This is a genomic window from Vibrio sp. T11.5 (assembly GCF_027587155.1).
Classification (GTDB): domain Bacteria; phylum Pseudomonadota; class Gammaproteobacteria; order Enterobacterales; family Vibrionaceae; genus Vibrio; species Vibrio neptunius.
On the sequence record NZ_JAPPTP010000016.1, the window covers coordinates 43,457 to 64,864 of the forward strand.

The window sequence follows — 21,408 nt, forward strand, 5'->3', positions numbered from 1 at the left end:
CGCGCTTTTAGTTTAGTTCTTGCGTTCGATGACGTATCGGGCGAACTCTTCGAGTAATTCTGTATTGTATGGGATTGCTTCTAAAGCTTGAAGCGCTTCCGTTAACAGAGTGTGAGCTTTGTTAACAGCGCCATCTAAACCTAGCAGTGCAGGATAGGTACTTTTGCCTAAATCCTGATCAGAACCTTGAGGTTTACCTAAGGTCTCTGTGTCACTGATAATATCTAAAATGTCGTCTTGAACCTGAAACGCTAGGCCAATCGCGTCGGCAAACTTGTCTAACTGAGGTAAGACTTCAAAGCCTTTTTGCCCAGCGGCGAGCGCTCCAAGTCGGATTGCACATTTCATTAGTGCACCGGTTTTATTACGGTGAATATTTTCCAACTCTGCAAGCGATACCTTTTGACCTTCTGCCGCTAGGTCCAAAGCTTGTCCTAGGCACATACCATTGGCACCGGATGCTTCTGCCAGTGCTTTTACCATCTTTATACGATAGGTTTCCGCTTCAGGGTTCAATTCGCCATCGGCAAGAATAGTAAACGCTAATGTTTGCAGAGCATCGCCAGTCAGGATCGCTGTGGCTTCATCGAATTTGATATGGCAGGTTGGTTGTCCGCGACGAAGCTCATCATCGTCCATAGCAGGTAAATCATCATGGATAAGCGAGTATGCATGGATGCATTCAATCGCCGATGCTGGGGTATCTAACTCTGCCATTTTACAGCCCAACATCTGGCCTGTGATATAGACCAGAAACGGGCGTGCGCGTTTTCCACCTAATAGCAGGCCGTAGCGCATGGCTTCAATCAGAGGCTGTTCCTGATGAGGAAGCTGGTTTAACCAACGCTCTAATTGTCGATTGTTTCTTTGTTGTAGAGAGGTTAACGCCTCGTGCATAGCAGCAATTCTTCTGTGGTAATTATTCTGGCTGAGTAGAGAACTCTGAAAGCGGGGTTTCATCGTCGTTCTGAAGTAAGATGCTAACGCGTTGTTCTGCATCGCTGAGCTTATTCTGGCCTTCGCGAGCCAGTGCGATACCACGTTCGAACTTTTTCAGTGCGTCATCAAGAGCCAGATCACCGTTTTCAAGGTGTTCAACAATAGAGTCGAGTTCTTCAATTGCTGCCTCAAAGGACATGTTTTCAGGTTTCTTGCTCGCCATAATATTTCTACATTTGAAAAGATGCACGAAACTTACCTTAGCAGGTAATGATGGTCAAATTTAACCGAGGAAAATTGACAGAAAAATCGAGGTGGCGCGGTCAATATTATCTTATAAAGGTCACGTCACGGCTTTAGTCTGGTTTACTATGTCGCTATAACATCTATATTTGTGTGAGTACGATACCAATAAAACACTAAAGATCTGAAGATGTTGCCGATATAATTTACCAGATAGCTTAAAAGATAGCATGAGGAGTGCTTTGTGGATTTAGCAACGCTGATAGGGCTCATTGGCGGCTTTGCTTTCGTCATCATGGCGATGATTCTTGGCGGAAGCATAATGATGTTCATCGATGTAACCTCCATACTTATCGTTGTGGGCGGCTCGACATTTGTTGTCCTAATGAAATTTACCATGGGGCAGTTTTTCGGTGCGGCGAAGATTGCGGGCAAAGCTTTCATGTTCAAAGTCGATGAGCCAGAAGATTTGATCGCCAAAGTGGTCGAAATGGCAGACGCAGCACGTAAAGGGGGATTTCTAGCACTTGAAGAAATGGAAATCACCAACAACTTCATGCAAAAAGGTATCGATTTATTGGTCGACGGCCATGATGCAGATGTTGTACGAGCTGCACTGCAAAAAGATATTGTCCTAACCGATGAGCGTCATGACTTTGGTGCGAGTGTGTTTCGCGCATTTGGCGACGTTGCGCCCGCAATGGGAATGATAGGTACTTTGGTTGGTCTAGTTGCCATGTTGTCTAACATGGATGACCCCAAAGCTATCGGTCCAGCCATGGCGGTTGCGCTTCTGACGACCTTATACGGTGCTATCTTATCTAACATGGTGTTTTTCCCTATTGCTGACAAGCTGTCATTGCGTCGTGATCAGGAAAAACTCAATCGTCGCTTAATCATGGATGGTGTACTTGCTATTCAAGATGGACAAAACCCGCGCGTTATCGACAGCTATCTTAAGAATTACCTTAACGAAGGTAAGCGTGCTCTTGATGTAGATAACGAGTAAGGTCGTTGGTATGGAAGATGAAGAACCAAAATGCCCGCCCCCCGGCTTACCGCTATGGATGGGAACATTTGCTGACTTAATGTCACTGTTGATGTGCTTCTTCGTACTTCTGTTGTCGTTTTCTGAGATGGACGTTCTGAAGTTTAAGCAAATCGCAGGTTCAATGAAATTTGCCTTCGGTGTACAGAACCGGTTGGAAGTTAAAGATATTCCTAAAGGAACAAGTATTATTGCTCAGGAATTTCGCCCTGGGCGACCTGAGCCGACACCGATTGATGTCATTATGCAGCAGACCATTGATATTACCCAACAGACACTGGAATTTCATGAAGGTGAATCAGACCGTGCTGGTGGTGTGCAGCGTGATAAAGGGAAACAAACCGGTGGCAAATCACCCGATACCTCGACTCAAGACAATCAAAACTCAGAATCAGACAGCGAACAACAGCAATCAGCAGAACTCTCGCAGGAGCTGGAAACTTTGATGGAGAGCATAAAGAAAGCGTTAGAGCGTGAAATTGAGCAGGGCGCGGTTGAAGTTGAGAACTTAGGCCAGCAGATTGATATCCGTATTCGTGAGAAAGGGGCATTTCCTGAGGGTTCTGCATTTCTTCAGCCCAAATTTCGACCTTTAGTCCGGCAAATTGCGGAATTAGTTAAAGATATTCCGGGTATAGTGCGAGTTTCAGGACATACCGATAATCAACGCCTAGACTCAGAGTTGTATCGCTCGAATTGGGACCTGTCAGCTCAGCGTGCTGTCTCTGTCGCGCAGGAAATGGAAAAAGTACGTGGCTTCTCTCATCAACGCCTTCAGGTGCGAGGTATGGCTGATACACAGCCGCTAGGTCCAAACGACACTGAAGCTCAGCGTTCGCGTAACCGACGTGTTGAAATCAGTATTATGCAGGGAGAACCTCTCTATAGTGATGAGGTCCCATCTCTACCAAGTACTAACTGAGAAAAAGACGAGCTAAATGCTCGTCTTTTTTATGGTCTTTGCTTCATGTATAATCTTGCGCCCTTAGAGGCAGCGTAACGCTAAGCTGCTAGGCTCAGTAGAGCGTGAGAATAGCAAACAGTAAACTTGTGAAGTGAATTATGAAATTTATCGTAAAGCCCCATCCAGAAATTTTTGTAAAAAGTGAATCTGTGCGTAAGCGCTTCACAAAGATTCTTGAATGCAATATCCGTAACATTATTAAGAGTCGTACAGAGTCTGTTGCTGTTTTCAACCGTCGTGACCATATTGAAGTTACAGCGGAGTCGGATGACTTCTACAAAGAAACAGTGGAAGTGCTGACTCAAACTCCAGGTATCCATCATGTATTGGAAGTTCAGCAGTCAGAGTTTAAAGATTTGCATGATATCTTCGAGCAGGTACTTGAACTTAATCGTCCTAGCCTTGAGGGAAAAACATTCGTTGTTCGAGCTAAGCGTCGCGGTAAGCACGACTTCACCTCCATCGAGCTGGAACGCTACGTTGGTGGTGGCCTGAACCAAGCGATTGAAAGTGCAAGCGTGAAACTGCGTAATCCTGATGTGACGATCAAAGTAGAAGTGGCAAACGAAAAGCTCAACCAAGTAATTAAACGTTACAAAGGCTTGGGTGGTTTCCCTCTTGGTACCCAAGAAGATGTATTGAGCCTGATCTCGGGTGGTTTTGATTCTGGTGTTTCAAGCTACCTACACATCAAGCGCGGTTCTAAAGTGCACTACTGCTTCTTTAACCTTGGTGGCCCTGCGCACGAAATCGGTGTTAAGCAGGTGTCACACTATCTGTGGAACAAGTATGGTTCTTCTGCCAAAGTACGCTTTATCTCGATTGATTTTGAGCCTGTCGTAGCTGAAATTCTTGAAAAGGTCGACGATGGCCAAATGGGGGTTATTCTCAAGCGTATGTTTATGCGTGCTGCTGGTATGGTCGCTGAGAAGTTTGGTATTCAGGCTTTGGTCACTGGTGAAGCAATAGGTCAAGTATCAAGTCAGACCCTAACTAACTTGCGCCATATTGATAACGTTACAGATACTTTGATTCTACGCCCGCTTATTAACTGGGATAAAGAAGATATCATCAATTTAGCGCGCGATATCGGTACGGAAGACTTCGCCAAGACAATGCCTGAGTACTGTGGCGTGATTTCGAAGAAACCGACAGTGAAAGCCGTCAAAGCGAAACTTGACGCTGAAGAAGACAAGTTTGATTTTAGTATTCTTGAGCAAGTGGTCCGTGATGCTCGTCAGATGGACATCCGTGATATTGCGAAAGAGTCTGAAGAAGCGGCTCCTGAAGTAGAGCAAGTTCAAGCGGTTGAGCAGCATGCGACTGTACTCGATATTCGTAGTCCAGAAGAAGAAGAAGATAATCCACTTGAGATCGACGGTGTTGAAGTGAAACACTTGCCTTTCTATAAGTTGGGTACACAGTTTGGTGATTTAGATCAGACGAAGACTTACCTGCTGTACTGTGATCGTGGGGTTATGAGTCGTTTACAAGCGTTATATCTGCTAGACCAAGGTTTTACTAACGTTAAGGTTTACCGCCCTTAATACGGATTTTAAGCACCTATAAAGCGCAAATCGTTCGGTTTGCGCTTTTTTATTTGTATGGCTTATTCATGATATTTAACGGGTATCTTGATAAGTGAAATGGATAAAAAAACACCGCCGTTAGGCGGTGCTAAATAATTTGACAGACAGGTCAAAATAAATACAGGAAGTATGTGTTTCGTCTCTAGCTAGAGAGGCGAAACTTGGTAGAAACCTACCTAACTCGAAATACGAGTTTGCAAACACAACATCGCAACAAAGTGCCAATTGATTCAAAAAAGAATCAAGCCGTTCTGGCTTTTGCTGCGTGGGGAAATATAGAATTTCTCTGGTCGTCAGGCAATGGACATTTTATAATGTTTCAGATTAAAAAAACTAATCCAATTTATGGAAGGGTGCCATGTCTAGAAGATTGCCACCTTTGAACTCTTTAAAAGTGTTCGAAGCTGCTGCACGTCATTTGAGCTTTACTAGAGCAGCAGAGGAGTTATTTGTGACTCAGGCTGCAGTTAGTCATCAAATTAAAGCGTTAGAGGAGTTTCTCGGCCTGAAACTGTTCAGGAGACGCAACCGTTCATTGCTGCTAACGGAAGAAGGTCAAAGCTACTTTCTGGATATCAAAGATATCTTTACTTCGCTTTCAGAAGCGACAGATAAAGTGCTAGAGCGCAGTGAAAAAGGCGCATTGACTATCAGCCTACCGCCCAGCTTCGCGATTCAATGGCTAGTTCCGCGTCTAGCCGACTTTAATCAACAGGAACCGGATATTGATGTTCGTATTAAAGCAGTAGACATGGATGAAGGCTCACTTACTGACGATGTAGACGTTGCGATTTACTATGGTAGAGGAAATTGGCCGGGGTTACGTGCGATAAATTGTATCAAGAATTTCTTATCCCACTCTGCTCTCCATCTCTGTTGTTGAGCAATAAACCATTAGAAACTCTAAGTGACCTTAAGCACCATACATTGCTTCATGATACTTCGCGAAAAGATTGGAAGCAGTTTGCTAAAGAACACGGTATTGAAGGCATTAACGTGAATCACGGCCCTATATTCAGTCATTCGACTATGGTGTTGCAAGCTGCAGCACATGGGCAGGGAGTTGCGTTAGGTAACAACGTCTTAGCTCAGCCAGAAATGGAAGCGGGGCGACTGATTGCGCCATTTGATGAGCTGTTAGTATCTAAGAACGCGTTCTATGTGGTGTGTCACGACAAACAGGCTGATATGGGGCGCATTGCCACATTCCGTGACTGGATGCTTGCCAAGGCACAAAGTGAGCAAGAGGAGCTACTGGATGACTGATTTTCTAATTGATGGTGAGCAAGGTAGACCCGTTTTTGTTTTTGCTCACGGTGCGGGAGCCGGTATGGATCATGATTTCATGACGGCGGTAGCGAAAGGGGTAGCGAAGAAAGGGATTCAAGTTGTCCGTTTTAACTTCCCATATATGGTTAAGCGCGCCGAAGATGGCAAACGTCGCCCGCCAGATCGAGCGCCCAAGCTTCTAGAAGCGTATCAGGCCGTAATTGGCGAGTTTTCTGATGTACCTGTTGTGATTGGCGGGAAATCTATGGGCGGGCGCATGGCCAGCTTGCTTGCTGAAGATGGTAACGTGGCAGCGATTGCCTGTTTAGGCTTTCCTTTTCATCCACCGGGTAAACCCGAAAAATACAAAGGCGAGCATCTGGCGACGCTCAATAAGCCGTGTTTAATCCTTCAGGGGGAGAGGGATACTTTTGGTAAGCAGGATGAGTTTAAAGATTTCGCTCTCTCAGCTGACATCAAGGTGAAATTTATCCCTGATGGCGATCATAGTTTCAAACCTAGAAAGAGCTCTGGTCATACCGAAGCGGGCAATATCGCTCTGGCGGTTGAGCATCTAGCGGATTTTATATTGGAGAACTATGGTGAAAAGTAAGCAGTTACTTACCGTTGGTGGGATATTTGCCGGAGTTAGCGTCGCACTCGGCGCTTTTGCCGCTCACGGGTTAAAGCAATCACTATCGCCTTATTTAGTGGATGTCTTTAATACAGGCGTCCAGTATCAATTTATTCATGCTCTAGCGATTTTACTTTGTGGAGTCTTACTTAGGATAGGCATGGTTGAGAAAGCGCAAAAATATTTCGCCCTTGCTGCAAATTGTTTTATCATCGGCATCTTTTGTTTTAGTGGCAGCCTCTACGCCCTTGCATTAACCGAAATCAAATGGTTTGGACCTATCACTCCATTCGGCGGTTTGACCTTTATGCTTGGCTGGGGACTGTTTGTTTTCGCAGCGTTACAGATTAAAGAGGTGAATCAGTGAAACACTTAATGCTCTACTGCCGATCTGGTTTTGAAAAAGAGTGTGCTGGAGAGATTCAGGATCGCGCAACTCAACTTGAAGTGTTTGGCTTCCCTCGTGTAAAGAACAACACTGGTTACGTACTGTTTGAATGTTATCAGTCGGGTGATGCGGAACGTCTGGCGAAAGAACTCGACTTTAAGTCTTTGATTTTCGCACGTCAAATGTTTGCAGTTGCGGTGGAGATTAAAGACCTTCCACGCGAAGACCGTATTTCTCCTATTTTAGAAGAGCTCAGTGAGGTTGAATCTTTCCCACGTTGTGGCGATATCCGCATCGAAACACCGGATACCAACGAAGCGAAAGAACTGCTTAAGTTTTGTCGTAAGTTCACGGTTCCTATGCGTCAAGCCATGCGCGGCAAAGGCATTTTGTTGCCGAAAGACAGCCCTAAAAAGCCTGTTCTGCACATTTGCTTTGTCGCTCCTGGTCACTGCTTTGTTGGTTATTCTCTGCCAAGCAATAACTCACAGTTTTTTATGGGGATTCCACGTCTCAAATTCCCAGCAGATGCACCAAGCCGATCAACGCTTAAGTTAGAAGAAGCGTTTCATGTCTTCATTCCAAGAGAAGAATGGGATGAACGTCTGGCTGCTGGTATGTGGGGTGTTGATTTGGGTGCGTGCCCGGGAGGTTGGACTTATCAGCTGGTTAAGCGCTCGATGTTTGTTCACGCGGTGGATAACGGCATGATGGCTGACAGCCTGATGGAAACGGGTCAGGTTAAGCATCATCAGGAAGATGGCTTCAAATTTGAGCCTGCACGTAAAAACGTGACTTGGTTAATTTGTGACATGGTAGAGAAGCCATCTCGCGTTGCTCAATTGATGGGTGAGTGGATCATCAGCGGTTGGGCTAAAGAAGCGCTGTTTAACCTGAAATTGCCAATGAAAGGTCGTTATGATGAAGTTCTGGAAGATATTGAAAACCTCAAGATCTTCCTGATTGAGAATAAAGTGAAATTTAAGCTCCAGGCGAAACACCTTTACCACGATCGTGAAGAGATCACGGTACATGTTCAGAGTTTATCGAACATCTCGCCAAGATAAAAAACGCTCCCTCGGGAGCGTTTTTTACATTTACTCTGATGTCGGCCACATCTCCCAAAGCTGAGACTCCATTGAACTCTCAACGCTATCACTAAGTAGTGAGAAGAAGTCTAGCCCGGTTTGTTGTTCGACATCGTCAATAGTGGTGACAAAGCTTGCCAGTTCGCTACTGGAAACATCACGATGTAGGACTACAAACGCATCGTTGAAGTAGGGGTCAAGAATGACTTTATAGAAGAGATTTGGAACCATGATATCTCAATCTGGTCTTGGTTTGATGATTGTTAAATTCTTGAAAGAAAAGGATTTCACAACAGATTTTATAAACACGGTTTTATAATTAAAGGCCTTAGCTTGAGCTGCGTTAGGTTGAAGGAGTATGGGGGCCAGTAAAGCGAATATCTTGCAGATTGAAACCCAACTCAATGTTTGTTTTCAGCGCCGAAACTTTTTTACATCGACGGGCGGAATCGATGTGCTCATCGAGTTTTTTACGATATTTAGCGACTAGCTCATCAGATGCATAGGCTTTTTCAATATCTTCAAACTGGGTAAGGATTTCTTTGGCTGCCTTCGGGCCAACACCGGGGACTCCCGGAACCTGACTGGAGCTCACGCCAGTCAACCCCCAGTAGTCAGACAATTGAGAGGGTTTGACGCCGAACTCTTTATCGATAAAAGGTGCATCAAGCCAACGATGTTGAAAGTAATCGCGGATCTGTAAAGTCGGTGACAGCAGCTGGCAGTAGCCCTTATCTGTTGAGATGATCGTCACTTTTTCTTTATAACTCGCCACTTTCATTGCCAACGTTGCTACCAAATCATCGGCTTCATCACCTTCAGAGAGCAGAGAGTCAATCCCCAGTTCCCACCATGCTTGCTGAATTGCATCTAAGCCGTTAAGCAATGGCTCTGGCATGGGTTTGCGGTTTTGCTTGTATTCAGGGAGAACTGCAGCGCGCCAACCTCTTTCTTGGAGGTGATGGTCGAATACTGCAATGATGTGCGTTGGCTGCGATTCGCTGATGATTCGATTCAATGTTCGTGTGGTTGTGGTAATGGTTCTTGCTATATCGTTTGGGTCGGGTTGCGCCGAATGGACGCGTCGAATCAGGTTCAAAGCATCAATAATAACAAGATGAATAGACATAAAAATCAAAAAATAAGGGCTAAGAAGCCCTTATTGTAAAGCATGAAAAACAGATTACCAGCTGCGATCAGCTTGTCTTTATTTGGTAGCATGGCTCGTAAGCGGTTCCACCAGGTAACTTCATACGATCCTGAGCAACAAAGTCGCGTAGCAACTTGTCCATTTTCTTCATCAGCGCGACATCCCCATCAAGCACAAACGGACCGTGGCGCTCAATCTCACGAATACCTTCTGCTTTTACATTACCTGCTACGATACCTGAAAAGGCTTGTCTAAGAGCGGCTGATAGGTTTTCAGGACGTTGATTTAGGTGCAGATCAAGACTTGCCATATTGTCGTGGGTTGGCTCGAAAGGCAATTGAAACTCCGGCTCTATCTTAAGTGACCAATTGAAGCTATACGCATCACCAGTGTCTTTACGGTGCTGGCGAACATCTGCCATACCGCGTTTCATAATTTGCGCTACTTTTTCTGGATCATCAACGACAATCTCGTAGTGTCGCTGAGCATCTTCACCTAAAGTTTCACCGATGAATCGGTCAATAGAGCGGAAGTATTCTTCGCTCTCTTTCGGTCCCGTAAGGACGATAGGTAATGGTTGATGCGCATTGTCTGGATGCATCATGATACCAAGAATGTAAAGTAGTTCCTCTGCGGTTCCTGCTCCGCCTGGGAAGATCACGATACCATGTGCCATACGCACAAAGGCTTCGAGACGTTTCTCGATATCTGGCATGATCACCAGTTCATTGACGATTGGGTTGGGTGGCTCAGCCGCAATGATGGATGGTTCGGTAAGACCCAAATAACGTTGATCGTAGTAGCGTTGTTTGGCATGGCCAATCGCCGCTCCTTTCATTGGCCCTTCCATTGCCCCTGGTCCACAACCTGTACAGATGTTGAGTTCACGCAAGCCGAGCTCATGACCGACTTCTCGTGTGTATTGGTACTCAGTCGCATTGATAGAGTGTCCACCCCAACAAACGACAAGATTAGGTTCAATACCTGGAGTCAGGGCTCCGGCATTGCGTAATATGCCAAATACCAAGTTGGTAATGTGGCTGGCATTGGTTAGGTTGAGGCGTTGATTGTCTGCAAGGTGCATGTTGACGTAGACAATATCGCGCAGCACAGAGAATAGATGTTCCTGAATACTTTTAATGATGTGTCCATCGACGAAAGCATGTTCAGGCGCATGATTGAGTTCTAACTTTATTCCACGCTCGCGACGAACAACATTGACGTCAAACGACTTATATTTATCGAGCAGTTCTTTGGAGTTATCTGTGTGGCTGCCTGAATTTAGTACCGCAAGCGTACAATTTCGGTAGAGCTGATAAAGATCACTGGCGGCAGTCTTTTTAAGACGCTCAACTTCGAGCTGAGAAAGCAGATCCATACTACCAGCCGGACTGATATGCGTGATCATAGTAACCTCCTTGATGAGAGAAAACTTCTCTACAAAACTCTTCTTATAATGGTTGTGACTCTGTGTATACTTCGCCGTTAATAGCGCATTGTAAATACGACAGGTACTAACAATCTTAGCATGCTTTGGAGGATATAAAAGGCTAACTGATTGATATAACTAGATCAATCACGCTGTGAATGGCTTTTGAAGAAAGTAGAGAAGAGCGTTATTTCCACACTAGCTGGTTCGGGCCTATGGTCTTCGCTTCGTTTAATACTCGATTTAAACGCTCCAACACTTCTTCCGGTGTGTCAGATTCTTTAAAGCCTGTGCTTGAAGCAGACATAGTAATAACAAGGTTTTGTTCACGAAACTTGAACGGTAGTTTTGCAACTTTGCTTTGAATATTTTGGATAGTATTAAAGCAGTCACTATCTGAGCCGTCTGGCATTAACAAAATGAACTCTTCTCCAGAAAAGCGTGCCACGGTGTCAGTGTCAGATAGCTCTTTTTTTATCGTACGTGCAATGATCTTCAGTGCTTTGTCACCTGCGGTATAGCCAAAGCTGTCATTAATCGATTTAAAACCGTCAATATCGAGCATAACAATACGTAGGTTGTTCTGTGACCGGATCCAACGTCGGTATTCCAATTCCAAGCGATCATTAAAAGCGGTACGATTGTACACTTTGGTAAGCGGATCCAGTAAGACCCTCTGTGCTTGATCTTCGAGGCGGCGACGATAATCTTGTGTGACTTCGAATAAGGCTTCCAGCTGGTTTTTGCCATAACCCATACGTTCAATCAGAGCTTGTTCACGTTGCTCGGCGTGATGGAGGCGTTCAGAAAGAGAACTCAGTTTCGCCAGTATTGGGTTGAGTTGTGTTTGTAGAGAATCGAGGGAGCTAGCACTGTCGACTTTTGCTTTAGTCTCAGCAACTAATTCATCCAGTTCACTATTCATGTCCTGACGATGCTCAAAGTAGGTTTGACTTTGATCGACATTCTGGGAAGAACTTTTTAGCGTCGAGGAAAGCGACGCATTGACTTGCTCCAAGAACTGCTCTGAGGTTTTTCGTTCATATTTAGTGCCATCGATGACTAACTTCAGTACCTGAAGAGTCAGTTCAATCAACACATGCGTATTGACACCGAGGAGCAACTTAGCGCGGATATCTGTCAGTAAGTCACCAGATTCACCTTCAAAGTCCAGTTCAGTGATGACGTGTTGTAGTTCATCCGACAGGCGAAACAACAGCTCTTTGTCAGCGCTACTAGTGATCTGGTTGCTGGCCGAGTCAGGGTTGGATGTGATGATTTTCAAGGAGCGTTCGTAAATCGCGAGCAACTTCATCGCTGAGTCTGCTTTAGGGCGTTCGACGCCACTAGAATAGCTGAGCAAATCGCGTAGGTCGCGTTTTACTTTTGCTGGCAGGCCTGTTACTCGTAACAGAGTTTCGCCGCTGTGTTTTATCTGGGAGTCCAGATGCTCAGTCTGTTTTTCCATAGCCACACTCTGTTGCTTGAGCAAACGCTCAAGCACTGCCAGCTTCGGGATCAGTGAACTGACGTCTTTTTGTTGCTCTATCGCTTGTCTAAGTTCGGTTAGCCCTGACTTTAGTCTTGGATCTTCACCGCCACATGCATCACTCAGTGACGCAAGAATACGCTTTAATACCTTTTGTTCTCTTTTAAATTTGAACGAGGTATCTCTTTGTGTCAATCGAACCTGCTCTAATTGAGATTTCAGATTGTGCAGCTGTGACTGAATATCTTGCTCGAGGACGTCCATGAAAATCTATACTTATGAAGATAAGATCGAAGAGGATCTTATTAATTAATCGAACGATAATAACAAATAAAATTACCGCGTCACGTTCAACATTATCCGTTTGAGCAGCTTTTACTCATCTTTTAATAATTTTTTGATGCTCTCCTCATTCTTGTAAGAAGAGTGCACTTTTATTAGCCCCTGGCTGATGGAATGTTTGCACGCTTTGCGAATATTACCGGTTGCTAGGCTGGCCGCAGGCGCGTTCTCAATGGCTTTTAAATATACCCATTGGCTTGAATGTTCCTTCATACTCAAAGTGCGTGCAGCACTGGTCGACATGAGCAAAATATCCAGCAATTCTTTGTCATTGATGGCGGTATAGGCTCTGGGTAAAAATGGGTAGTCAGCCATTCCCATACGAATGATATTATTCAGCCCATATTTCTGAGCGAATTCATCCACCCAGTGTTGTATTGTTTCAAAGCCTTGCTCTGGATCCGCCATGCTATCGCTGTTCGGCTCGATGTAGAGTAGGTTTGCATCGGAGAAATGATACACCCTTGCTGGGCGTTGTACCTTCTCTTTTAGGTACTGCCCAAAGGCTTTCTCAATCTTGAGTCCGTGTGAGTATCCATGTTGTAGGTACATGTTGCGTAAGAAAGGGACATCGATCATCACAAAGCGCAGCCGATCATTCAGTGGTTCATGAATGAGTTCCCCCACATGCCACTTTTCAAACTTGTGGCTGCTTGCTTCCAGCGACGCAGGTAGCTTGGCATGGAGCATACGCAAGTTCTTAAGACCAGAACGGGAGTGTGTATAGAGATCATCATTCAGCTCATCGATTTCATCTTTTTGCACACTCATGATGTGGCCGCGGCGGAGTAAGAAGATAAACAGTAGTGCGCAGGTCACAAACAGTGTGAATGAGATTTTCTGGAATTTATGATATTCGTTTTCAGTTTGCTCCAACTTTTGCTTTTGTCCGACTAGATGAAGTGTTTGTTCAACGACGTCTTTTTGTTGGCGGAAGTCATCTTCGTTGATCAGATCCAATTCTTGCTGTTCAATACTGGCCAGTGCGTTGTATTGTTGGAGATATTGCAAAGCCGCCTTATAGTTACCTAATAGCTCGTTACCGACGTTCAACATCTGATAGGCATGTTTCTGTATGGAAAGATCTTCAAGTTTGATAGCGATGTCTAATGCTCTATTCGCTTTGGCTACGACCTCTTTGGGATGTCTCTGATGTGAGGCTAAGCCAGCTTCTAGCAGTAGTGCTTGTGCTTTGAGCTTTGGAATGTCGACATAGGCCAGAAGTTCCTCGGCACGTTCCAAGTATTGCTCGGCGAGAGGAAAGTTAACGAGTTGTAAGTACGTTGCCGCCAGAGCGAGACGAATGGCGATGACGTTTTCAATGTTATTCTGAATACGTTCATGATCGATGGCATTGAAATAGTGTACCAAGGCCAGATTGTATTTGCCCTGATGATAATAGATATCGCCCATTCGTTTGAGAATTGGAGGCAGAATCGGTGAATTTTCATAGTTGTCGTAAAAATCGGCAGCTTGGGAAAAGTGATCGGTTGCTTTATCGAGTACGCGTCGTTCGTAGAACAGTTGTCCTAATAGACGGTTAACTTCAGCCAGTTGCAGTCCTGATGTATCTTCAATCGCCCCCCAGTAGCTAGTTAACAGTTCAGAAAGTGCCTTGTTGTAAATCTTATGGCTAAGGAAGTGTTTACCCAACGCAATATGATAGGCGATGACAGTATGCTTGTTTTTCGATTGTTCTATGTAAGGAATCATATCCTCGTATAACTGATTAGCTAGTGCTATCTTGCCTTCAGCAGAGGCGATGTCTGCCTTAAGCATCTTCAGCTGATAATTGAGCCCCTTAGCCAGTTGCTCTGGATTCTGGATGGCATTAAACGTTTGTTCAACCTTCAAAATATCGTTTCTAGCGCTTTCTGCATCACCATCATTTTTCCAGCGCAAGCGGATCTCGAGTATACGTAAATCGAGACGCAAATATGGGAGACGATAAGTGGTCGTCAGGGTTTTAGCCTCGTGAAGATACTTAAGGGCTTGTTCAGGATTACCAAGGTTGAACTCTGCGCGGGCGAGAATTTTTAGGGCGTCGATGGAACCGCCGGGGGTTCTAACTCTGCTGTCAGAGTCATCTCGTGAGATGGCTGATGGGCTCTTTTCTGTTTGGTCAGTCAGTTTGCGTTGTGCGAGATAATTGGACGCGAGTTGTTTGGATTGTTTTGGTACGATATCCACCAGCGTACTGGCTTCATTGAGCATTGCCGATGAATATACGGTCGACGCCATCACTTGAGATGACAGAAATAAAACCAATAGTCCAAACAAACGTTCCCAGCGCAAAATCTGCATTCTTGAGTCCAATCCTTATTGACGTGCCATACGTTGGTTATGAGCAGGTTGTGCATGCTCTGTTGAACGATAAGGGTTGATATCTAGACCACCGCGTCGCGTGTATCGAGCGTACACGGTGAGCTTTTCTGGCTTACAGTATTTCATAATGTCAGTAAAAATACGTTCAACGCACTGCTCATGGAACTCATTATGTTCACGGAATGATACTAAGTAGCGTAACAGAGCTTCACGATTGATTTTTTGACCCTGATACTGGATCTCAACACTGCCCCAATCTGGCTGGTTGGTGATCAGACAGTTGGACTTGAGAAGGTGGCTATGCAGACTTTCTGAGACGTGTTCTTGTTTAACCGCACCTTCTAGCAAGCTGGTATCAAACTCGTAGCTTTCAATCTCGATATCCTGATCATCAATGCAGTCCCCGTCCATTGTCACGACCACACTGTCGGTATAGTCGACGACAGAACGAATAGTGACTGAAACCTCTTCACCTGCACAGTGGGAGAGATCCTTTACTAATGTTTGTTCAACCTGATCCCATGAGCTGAAGCGGGTTTGGTTGAAACTGTTGAGGTACAACTTAAAAGACTTGGATTCAATCAGGTTAGCACTGGTCGCAGGAATGGACACGTCGCCAATGGCTACCTGTGGCAGACCTTTCTCGTTCAACCAAGACAGCTCGTACAGTGTCCAGATATCACAGCCTTGAAATGGTAATTCATCACCCAGATTCAGGTCATCGCGGTTTAAGCTGCGTGGAACAGGTTGAAGTAAAGAAGCGTCGTATTGGTTGGCGTATTCGGTTTTTTGACCGAGCGTTAACCCCGCCAGTTCCTTTGCGTCAGAATATTTGCTCATACTTTGCATAGATTTGGATTAGAATGGCGAGAATTTTACGCAATCCTGTCGTTAAAAGCGAACATTCGAAGACTCAATTGGAGAATCTAATGGCTGAAACTGCCTTGCAAGCGCTGCGCTCGTTCAGTGAAAAGTACCGTCAGAGCTGTCTTGACACCCATGGACATTTGCCAAGAAGCGAAGAGCTGGTGGATCTCGTGTCACCTTGCGTTGAAGCAAAGCAGACTGATTATGTTGAATGGCAGGCAGATAAGCGTGAGCAACCAGCGGATTTCACTAATGTTGAAAACGGTATCGAACTGACACTCCATCAAGATATTAAAACCTTCTACGGTTCGCAGTACAGTGCGGATATGGAGGCGACTTGGAACGGGAACGAGTTGACGCTACTTCAGGTATGGAGTGATGAAGACTTTGTTCGTTTGCAGGAAAACATTCTTGGCCATCTAGTCACTCAGCGTCGACTTAAACTGAAGCCAACGGTTTTCATCGCAGCAACCGATGCGGAGTTGGACGTGATTTCCATTTGTAACCTGACAGGTAACGTCATTCTCGAGCGATTGGGTACTGATAAACGCGATGTTCTTGCCGAGAATGTAGCGGAATTTTTGGTTAACCTAGAGCCTGCGGTATAACTATGTACGTTGTTGAATTACAGTTTGAGTGTTTTGATAACACCACCATTTCTGCCGTCGATAAAGCGATCAATGGCCTGATGGACGCGTTGCGTTATAACGGTCAGGTACTTGGGCGTGAGTTCCCTATCGTGATGGGAGAAGGGGAATTTTTTGTTCGAGTCGTGTGCCCAGAGCAGGAAAGTTTGCACCCTAAATATCATTCTGATTTTGTTAATGTTTGCATCGAGCGACTAGCTGAAGCGTGCTTGTTAGCGCCTAAAGCCCGCTTACTTGGGCGAGATTTGAATTCAGAGCAAGCGGCAGAAGAAACCACTCCTAAATGGCAGGTGCTCTACACCACATATGTGCATACTTGTTCGCCTTTGCGCAGTGGGGAAAGTTTGTTGCCCATTCCTCTTTATCGCAATGGACCAACGCTCAATGGCGACCATAAAGCAGTGATCAAATGGCAGACTGAGTGGCAGGCGTGTGATGAAATTCAGATGGCTGGTGCTTGCCGAGCAGAGCATGCTGCACTGCATGAGATTTGCGATGCCGACAGCGTCCTTTTCAAACGTGGCTGGGATTTACGTGGTCGGATCGAATATGTGACGGAAATTCCGACCTATTACTATCAGTACCGAGTCGGTGGCAAAAGTCTGACAGATGAAAAACAGCGTAAATGCCCTAAATGCGGCGGAGAGTGGTTATTGGATGAACCACTGCATGACATTTTCCACTTTAAGTGCGATGAATGCCGAATTGTCTCCAATATTTCTTGGGATCACATCAAATAGTGCCTCTTAAATGAAAAAGACCCGTGTTATTACGGGTCTTTTTTTTCCTCTTGCTCAGTGGATTGTTCGTCTTGCGAGCGAGCTTTTTTATCCGTTTGTCCAAACTTCATTTTGGCCGTGTACTTCAGTGCGGCAATATTACCTATGATGACACTCAAGACGATAAAGATGATCACCCAAGGGTTGGTGAGTAGTTCCATTAATCCACCTCATTGGAGATATTGGTGATAAATTGATTGTAGATCGTTTCGAGATTCGACAACACCACTTCCTCACCCAGTATTCCACTGTTTGTCAGCTCTTTTTGAAGTGTCTCCAGACTAAGCAGTGACAAACAAGACGATGCTGTTGCGCCATGACTAATGTGCCATGGCTCTGCTGCGACACCGCCCTGATCTTTTGCATATGGAAAAAAGAAACCAAATTCAGTTAGAGACTCCCTGAGCCAGCGATAAAAATTTGCCTGATGGCCTGTTAGGTATTCCCATGGTTCAAGCTGTAGCTGGATGTCTTGAGGTAGACTGCTGCGATCAAATACATCGAAGTCACATCCCCAATGATGTCGGCTGGCGCCCGGTAGAGCAGACCAACGTAAGATAGCCATAATCTTTTCTGCATCAGAAAGCCGTTGGCTATCTAGAGGTTGGCTGTTTTGATCAAGAATGGCTGTTTGACCAGCCATTTTTTTGTTCCAGATAGCCTTCTGGCGTTCAAAATCGCGGAAACCGCTGGCAATATTGAGGTTGAAACCAGCCTGAGCCGCCGCTTGTCGCAAAGCTTGTAAATCGTTTTCGACATTAGGGTGCACGGCGAAAATCTTCTGACCAAACATAGTGTCAGTTAGGTGAGTTGAAACTTTGCCAGTCAGCTGCTCAGGGGTCATGTTCACGCCAGAAGATTCTCCAGTGTTTTCTGATACATCTTGGTCAGCTTTTCAAGATCGTCCACTTTCACGCACTCGTTCACCTTGTGGATGGTTGCATTAACCGGACCTAACTCCACTACCTGACCACCCATACGGGCAATGAAGCGACCATCGGATGTGCCTCCAGTAGTGAGTAGAGCTGGTTTGGTTTGATTGACGGTATCAACGGCGTCAACCACAGCGTCGAGAAGTGCGCCAGTATCTGTCAGGAATGGGTCGCCGTTGAAGGTCCACTTAAGCTCGTAGTCTAAGTCGTGTTTATCAAGGGTATCAGTGACGCGCTTAACGATCATGTCGTTGTTAAGCTCGGTGCTGAAACGCAGGTTAAACTGAACATTGAACTCGCCCGGGATCACGTTAGAAGCACCCGTTCCCGCATGTACATTAGGGATCTGGAAGCTGGTAGGTGGGAAGTAGTCATTGCCTTTGTCCCACTCGGTTGATGCCAATTCATGAATCGCCATCAGTGACTGGTGAACGGGGTTCTTAGCTAAATGCGGGTAAGCTACATGGCCTTGAATACCTTTGACTGTTAAGTCTCCGGTAATAGAACCTCGACGACCATTTTTCACCACATCGCCGACTAGCTCAGTGCTTGATGGTTCACCGACAATACACATGTCGATGTTTTCGTTGCGCGCCATTAGGGTTTCGACAACACGGACTGTGCCATTGATAAATGGGCCTTCTTCGTCTGAAGTAATCAGAAAGCCAATTGAACCTTTATGGTTAGGATTTTCGGCAATGAATTGCTCAACAGCAACAATCATACTTGCCAGAGAGCCTTTCATATCAGCCGCTCCGCGGCCATGTAGGTAGCCGTCAACCATAGTCGGTTCGAATGGAGGCGTATCCCATAGCTCGACGTTGCCCGCTGGCACGACATCAGTGTGACCGGCAAATGCAAACAGTGGGGCTTCTGTGCCTCGACGTGCCCAGAAGTTTGTGGTGTCTTCAAACACCATCACTTCAATTTCAAATCCTAAAGCTTTCAGGCGTTCAATCATCACATCCTGACAACCTGCATCCACAGGCGTTACCGATTGGCGGCTAAGTAAGTCTTTTGCAAGCGCCAAAGTAGGGCTGTCTGTCATCCTTGAATTCCTTTTGCTTAAGAGAAAATGGCTGAGTATTGATCGGCTTTAAAGCCAAGGTGGTAGTCATCACCAGAAACTAAAATTGGGCGTTTGATCATGGCTGGTTGCTCTACCAGCAGATCAATGGCGTTGGCTTCATTCAGGCTGTCTTTCTGTTCCTGAGTTAGCTGACGAAAAGTCGTGCCGCGTTTGTTAAGCACATTTTCCCAGCCGAGTTGTTGGCAAAATTTTTCAACCATTTGTTTATTAACGCCCTGTTTACGGTAGTCATGGAATTGGAATTCCACACCTTCTGCTTCCAGCCACTTTTTGGCCTTTTTAATGGTGTCGCAGTTGGGAATTCCGTACATGGTGATTGTCATAGTTAAACCCTTGAGAGTGACTTATATAAAGTTATTAGAAGCTTTTTGGCATCCTAGCAGGAACTGTTATCAGAGACAAAAGTGTCTCTAATATATTTTATCTTACAAAAAAAATGTGTTTCAAAAGCTGAGGATCGATGAGTTATTGATCAAACGCAACACACCGCAAAGCAAAACAGAAATAATGACTCTAGAAATTTATAGGAGGTATCAATGGAATTGAGTCCTGTTTTTGCAAGGCGCTTATATCTAGCATTGCTGGTTCAGAATCTCGACAGGCCGAATGTGCCGAAACTGATTGAGGAAACAGGTTGGCCGCGTCGGACGATTCAAGACGTAATAAAAGCTCTGCCTGGTATTGGTATCGAACTGATGTTCATTCAGGATGGTCGCAGACACAATGATGGATATTATCAGTTGTCTGATTGGGGGCCTTTCGATAGCCAGTGGGTATTGGATAGAGAAGCTGACATCGCTGCTTCTTTGGGGTTTTGTGCCTAACGACCTGCTGGGCAGTCATAAGCGCTGCCCAATATGGTAAATGATGTGGTGAAGTCTTGTGGTGAGGTCATAAAAACGGTATTCGCGCCAAGCTGACTGGCGCGATTTTTTATTTGATTAACGGCTCCCTGAACCATGATATCGTTAGGGTAGAATAGGTAAGTGTACCAGTGTCCCTCACTGCCAGTAAGATCGCCCTGCCATTGACAGTTTGTGGGATCGAAACTGCTGTCCATTCTAATCTGGACCATGTTGGCATCATGATTGAGTCGAGTGGCTGGGGTTGTACAGCCTGCGACTAAAGCAAGCGACATAGTTATTTTGCATACCTGACTAAACTTGAGTGCCATAAATGATAAAACCAATCCAACTAAGGGCTAACAATGCCCATGGTAGCATATTGGTTTTTGATCGTGCTTCTATCGTTGTCACTGTTTCAGCTTTTGATTGCACTAGTGCAGCGTGTTGAGCTTGTTTGGCTTTCTGCGCTTTTTTCTTAGCCTTGTCTGCCTGGCGGGCTTTTTCTTTGTGCTGTTTCTTGTATTGGGCAATGCCTTTTTCTATGCCTTGAGCGATCAACTTGGTTTGCTCTTTGGTTTGGCCGGGTTTCTGGGTAGCTTTGGCAATATTCATCGCTTCTTTTTGTGTTTCCTGTGATGGCACGACTTTGTTGTTCATTAAGGTTGTTACCGCGAGATTAATGTCGCTTTATTTTAACACGATCTAATCTTGTTCATCATTGAAGTTACTCCACTAAATAGCACGTTACGAGATGTACTTTTTTATCATCTAATGGCCAATGAGTTTTATGGCTAATATCTGATAGCAAAAAAATTCAATTGGTATAGAGTGGAGTTTAATCTCTCAACCGCAGTGACCAATCAGTGCGATACGCTTTAGAACAATACGATAAACATGGTTTTCTCAAAGCCCCTAAATGGCTCTGGCTTGGTTGGCTGTTTCTCGCCAAAGCTTGGGTGGTTTTTGTTGTCGCTGGTGCGAGCCGAGAAAGCGGCGCTAAGATCCTCAATATTGTCTACCCCGATCATTCAATGTTGTATCTGGGGTTGGCGATGGGGCTGCCTAGCATCGCGTTAATGTGGATGATCAGCTTGCGCAGCCCGGAACGAAAATGGATAAGCCAATTGGTCTGTTGGGGTAAAACGATTACCATGCTAGCGATTGGCGGCCAGTTTGTTCAAACGCTTTATCACGTCTATCTAGAACATGGCGCTTTTCGTTGGGCGAATGCCGCTACCTTGCTATTTCTGCTGTGGTTTATGCTTTATATCTATAAGAGTCGCAGCGTACGCGATTGTTTTTCTGCGCCGCCATCTGATTGACGCAACTGGTGATGAGCGCTATCAATACG

Annotated in this window: 23 protein-coding genes and 2 pseudogenes; 11 read left to right on the forward strand and 14 right to left on the reverse strand. The window is 45.3% G+C overall.

Features of this window, described 5'->3' with window-relative positions; genetic code table 11:
- Positions 1-12: 12 nt before the first annotated feature.
- Together ispA and xseB are read right to left on the reverse strand one after the other, a co-directional pair.
- Positions 13-897 (reverse strand): (2E,6E)-farnesyl diphosphate synthase, encoded by an 885-nt coding sequence (gene ispA, locus OH455_RS15840; RefSeq protein ID WP_269982047.1) that lies wholly within the window; start codon positions 895-897, stop codon positions 13-15.
- Positions 898-919: 22 nt separating this feature from the next.
- Positions 920-1,162 (reverse strand): exodeoxyribonuclease VII small subunit, encoded by a 243-nt coding sequence (gene xseB, locus OH455_RS15845; RefSeq protein WP_045974728.1) that lies wholly within the window; start codon positions 1,160-1,162, stop codon positions 920-922.
- 264 nt (positions 1,163-1,426) lie between these two features.
- Between xseB and pomA the strand changes: the two genes are divergently transcribed.
- The 7 genes and pseudogenes from pomA to rlmM all read left to right on the forward strand — a co-directional run bounded on the left by pomA (position 1,427) and on the right by rlmM (position 8,141).
- The gene (gene pomA, locus OH455_RS15850) at positions 1,427-2,191 is read left to right on the forward strand and encodes a flagellar motor protein PomA (RefSeq protein ID WP_045974729.1); all 765 of its coding nucleotides are present in this window, start codon (positions 1,427-1,429) and stop codon (positions 2,189-2,191) included.
- A 10-nt stretch (positions 2,192-2,201) separates the two neighbouring features.
- The gene (locus tag OH455_RS15855) at positions 2,202-3,152 is read left to right on the forward strand and encodes a flagellar motor protein MotB (protein ID WP_206375793.1); all 951 of its coding nucleotides are present in this window, start codon (positions 2,202-2,204) and stop codon (positions 3,150-3,152) included.
- A 140-nt stretch (positions 3,153-3,292) separates the two neighbouring features.
- Entirely contained in the window at positions 3,293-4,741 is a 1,449-nt protein-coding gene (thiI, locus tag OH455_RS15860; protein ID WP_045974731.1) for a tRNA uracil 4-sulfurtransferase ThiI, read from the forward strand.
- 400 nt (positions 4,742-5,141) lie between these two features.
- Positions 5,142-6,049, forward strand: a pseudogene (locus tag OH455_RS15865) (transcriptional regulator GcvA).
- The gene (locus OH455_RS15870) at positions 6,042-6,665 is read left to right on the forward strand and encodes an alpha/beta family hydrolase (protein WP_269982048.1); all 624 of its coding nucleotides are present in this window, start codon (positions 6,042-6,044) and stop codon (positions 6,663-6,665) included. The pseudogene OH455_RS15865 and the gene OH455_RS15870 overlap by 8 nt, the downstream one beginning before the upstream one ends.
- On the forward strand, positions 6,652-7,053 hold the full coding sequence (locus OH455_RS15875; protein ID WP_422636351.1) for a DUF423 domain-containing protein: 402 nt from the start codon (positions 6,652-6,654) through the stop codon (positions 7,051-7,053). The genes OH455_RS15870 and OH455_RS15875 overlap by 14 nt, the downstream gene beginning before the upstream one ends.
- Positions 7,050-8,141 (forward strand): 23S rRNA (cytidine(2498)-2'-O)-methyltransferase RlmM, encoded by a 1,092-nt coding sequence (gene rlmM, locus OH455_RS15880; protein ID WP_269982049.1) that lies wholly within the window; start codon positions 7,050-7,052, stop codon positions 8,139-8,141. Before OH455_RS15875 ends, rlmM begins: the two co-directional genes overlap by 4 nt.
- Before the next feature lie 30 nt (positions 8,142-8,171).
- Here rlmM and OH455_RS15885 read toward each other — a convergent pair.
- From OH455_RS15885 to queF, 6 genes and pseudogenes are all read right to left on the reverse strand, one after another.
- Positions 8,172-8,387, reverse strand: a pseudogene (locus tag OH455_RS15885) (DNA/RNA non-specific endonuclease); the annotation flags it as partial.
- Positions 8,388-8,505: 118 nt separating this feature from the next.
- Complete coding sequence (gene xni / locus OH455_RS15890; RefSeq protein ID WP_269982050.1) at positions 8,506-9,291, reverse strand: flap endonuclease Xni; 786 nt, start codon at positions 9,289-9,291, stop codon at positions 8,506-8,508.
- Between the two features lie 67 nt (positions 9,292-9,358).
- On the reverse strand, positions 9,359-10,720 hold the full coding sequence (ppnN, locus tag OH455_RS15895) for a nucleotide 5'-monophosphate nucleosidase PpnN (protein WP_045974737.1): 1,362 nt from the start codon (positions 10,718-10,720) through the stop codon (positions 9,359-9,361).
- Positions 10,721-10,928: 208 nt separating this feature from the next.
- Positions 10,929-12,494, reverse strand: a complete 1,566-nt coding sequence (locus tag OH455_RS15900; protein ID WP_206368358.1) for a GGDEF domain-containing protein — start codon at positions 12,492-12,494, stop codon at positions 10,929-10,931.
- Positions 12,495-12,605: 111 nt separating this feature from the next.
- Positions 12,606-14,876, reverse strand: a complete 2,271-nt coding sequence (locus tag OH455_RS15905; protein ID WP_269982051.1) for a tetratricopeptide repeat protein — start codon at positions 14,874-14,876, stop codon at positions 12,606-12,608.
- 15 nt (positions 14,877-14,891) lie between these two features.
- Complete coding sequence (gene queF, locus OH455_RS15910) at positions 14,892-15,737, reverse strand: NADPH-dependent 7-cyano-7-deazaguanine reductase QueF (protein ID WP_269982052.1); 846 nt, start codon at positions 15,735-15,737, stop codon at positions 14,892-14,894.
- 89 nt (positions 15,738-15,826) lie between these two features.
- Here queF and syd point away from each other — a divergent pair, with 89 nt between their 5' ends.
- Both syd and OH455_RS15920 read left to right on the forward strand, forming a co-directional pair.
- Positions 15,827-16,372, forward strand: coding sequence for a SecY-interacting protein (gene syd, locus OH455_RS15915; protein WP_269982078.1), 546 nt, complete (start codon positions 15,827-15,829; stop codon positions 16,370-16,372).
- Positions 16,373-16,374: 2 nt separating this feature from the next.
- A complete protein-coding gene (locus OH455_RS15920) occupies positions 16,375-17,151 on the forward strand; it encodes a Zn-ribbon-containing protein (RefSeq protein WP_206368367.1) in 777 nt (258 codons plus the stop codon).
- A gap of 29 nt (positions 17,152-17,180) precedes the next feature.
- Here the strand turns inward: OH455_RS15920 and OH455_RS15925 are convergent, their stop codons facing one another.
- Genes OH455_RS15925 through OH455_RS15940 form a run of 4 tightly spaced genes read right to left on the reverse strand, consistent with a single transcriptional unit; the run spans position 17,181 to position 19,535 of the window.
- On the reverse strand, positions 17,181-17,351 hold the full coding sequence (locus OH455_RS15925) for a DUF2897 family protein (protein WP_071209556.1): 171 nt from the start codon (positions 17,349-17,351) through the stop codon (positions 17,181-17,183).
- Entirely contained in the window at positions 17,351-18,034 is a 684-nt protein-coding gene (locus OH455_RS15930) for a M15 family metallopeptidase (RefSeq protein WP_269982053.1), read from the reverse strand. Before OH455_RS15930 ends, OH455_RS15925 begins: the two co-directional genes overlap by 1 nt.
- A gap of 2 nt (positions 18,035-18,036) precedes the next feature.
- Positions 18,037-19,170, reverse strand: a complete 1,134-nt coding sequence (dapE, locus tag OH455_RS15935) for a succinyl-diaminopimelate desuccinylase (RefSeq protein ID WP_269982054.1) — start codon at positions 19,168-19,170, stop codon at positions 18,037-18,039.
- A 17-nt stretch (positions 19,171-19,187) separates the two neighbouring features.
- Positions 19,188-19,535 carry an ArsC family reductase gene (locus tag OH455_RS15940; protein ID WP_206368371.1) on the reverse strand — a complete coding sequence of 116 codons (348 nt, stop codon included), beginning with the start codon at positions 19,533-19,535 and terminating at the stop codon, positions 19,188-19,190.
- A 213-nt stretch (positions 19,536-19,748) separates the two neighbouring features.
- Between OH455_RS15940 and OH455_RS15945 the strand changes: the two genes are divergently transcribed.
- Positions 19,749-20,036, forward strand: a complete 288-nt coding sequence (locus tag OH455_RS15945) for a winged helix-turn-helix domain-containing protein (protein WP_021457988.1) — start codon at positions 19,749-19,751, stop codon at positions 20,034-20,036.
- On the opposite strand, the gene OH455_RS15950 is transcribed toward OH455_RS15945, so the two are convergent.
- Both OH455_RS15950 and OH455_RS15955 read right to left on the reverse strand, forming a co-directional pair.
- A complete protein-coding gene (locus OH455_RS15950) occupies positions 20,033-20,350 on the reverse strand; it encodes a DUF4156 domain-containing protein (protein ID WP_269982055.1) in 318 nt (105 codons plus the stop codon). The two genes, OH455_RS15945 and OH455_RS15950, sit on opposite strands and share 4 nt — an antisense overlap.
- A 19-nt stretch (positions 20,351-20,369) precedes the next feature.
- Positions 20,370-20,714, reverse strand: a complete 345-nt coding sequence (locus OH455_RS15955) for a DUF2956 domain-containing protein (protein ID WP_269982056.1) — start codon at positions 20,712-20,714, stop codon at positions 20,370-20,372.
- Positions 20,715-20,920: 206 nt separating this feature from the next.
- Here OH455_RS15955 and OH455_RS15960 point away from each other — a divergent pair, with 206 nt between their 5' ends.
- Positions 20,921-21,379 carry a DUF2919 domain-containing protein gene (locus tag OH455_RS15960; RefSeq protein WP_269982057.1) on the forward strand — a complete coding sequence of 153 codons (459 nt, stop codon included), beginning with the start codon at positions 20,921-20,923 and terminating at the stop codon, positions 21,377-21,379.
- Positions 21,380-21,408 lie beyond the last annotated feature (29 nt).

Coding starts and splice junctions, on each gene's coding strand:
- ispA (WP_269982047.1), bottom strand. CDS start 897: ATGCACGAGGCGTTAACCTCTCTACAACAAAGAAACAATCGACAATTA.
- xseB (WP_045974728.1), bottom strand. CDS start 1,162: ATGGCGAGCAAGAAACCTGAAAACATGTCCTTTGAGGCAGCAATTGAA.
- OH455_RS15855 (WP_206375793.1), top strand. CDS start 2,202: ATGGAAGATGAAGAACCAAAATGCCCGCCCCCCGGCTTACCGCTATGG.
- thiI (WP_045974731.1), top strand. CDS start 3,293: ATGAAATTTATCGTAAAGCCCCATCCAGAAATTTTTGTAAAAAGTGAA.
- OH455_RS15870 (WP_269982048.1), top strand. CDS start 6,042: ATGACTGATTTTCTAATTGATGGTGAGCAAGGTAGACCCGTTTTTGTT.
- OH455_RS15875 (WP_422636351.1), top strand. CDS start 6,652: ATGGTGAAAAGTAAGCAGTTACTTACCGTTGGTGGGATATTTGCCGGA.
- xni (WP_269982050.1), bottom strand. CDS start 9,291: ATGTCTATTCATCTTGTTATTATTGATGCTTTGAACCTGATTCGACGC.
- ppnN (WP_045974737.1), bottom strand. CDS start 10,720: ATGATCACGCATATCAGTCCGGCTGGTAGTATGGATCTGCTTTCTCAG.
- OH455_RS15900 (WP_206368358.1), bottom strand. CDS start 12,494: ATGGACGTCCTCGAGCAAGATATTCAGTCACAGCTGCACAATCTGAAA.
- OH455_RS15905 (WP_269982051.1), bottom strand. CDS start 14,876: ATGCAGATTTTGCGCTGGGAACGTTTGTTTGGACTATTGGTTTTATTT.
- queF (WP_269982052.1), bottom strand. CDS start 15,737: ATGAGCAAATATTCTGACGCAAAGGAACTGGCGGGGTTAACGCTCGGT.
- syd (WP_269982078.1), top strand. CDS start 15,827: ATGGCTGAAACTGCCTTGCAAGCGCTGCGCTCGTTCAGTGAAAAGTAC.
- OH455_RS15920 (WP_206368367.1), top strand. CDS start 16,375: ATGTACGTTGTTGAATTACAGTTTGAGTGTTTTGATAACACCACCATT.
- OH455_RS15925 (WP_071209556.1), bottom strand. CDS start 17,351: ATGGAACTACTCACCAACCCTTGGGTGATCATCTTTATCGTCTTGAGT.
- OH455_RS15930 (WP_269982053.1), bottom strand. CDS start 18,034: ATGACCCCTGAGCAGCTGACTGGCAAAGTTTCAACTCACCTAACTGAC.
- dapE (WP_269982054.1), bottom strand. CDS start 19,170: ATGACAGACAGCCCTACTTTGGCGCTTGCAAAAGACTTACTTAGCCGC.
- OH455_RS15940 (WP_206368371.1), bottom strand. CDS start 19,535: ATGACAATCACCATGTACGGAATTCCCAACTGCGACACCATTAAAAAG.
- OH455_RS15945 (WP_021457988.1), top strand. CDS start 19,749: ATGGAATTGAGTCCTGTTTTTGCAAGGCGCTTATATCTAGCATTGCTG.
- OH455_RS15950 (WP_269982055.1), bottom strand. CDS start 20,350: ATGTCGCTTGCTTTAGTCGCAGGCTGTACAACCCCAGCCACTCGACTC.
- OH455_RS15955 (WP_269982056.1), bottom strand. CDS start 20,714: ATGAACAACAAAGTCGTGCCATCACAGGAAACACAAAAAGAAGCGATG.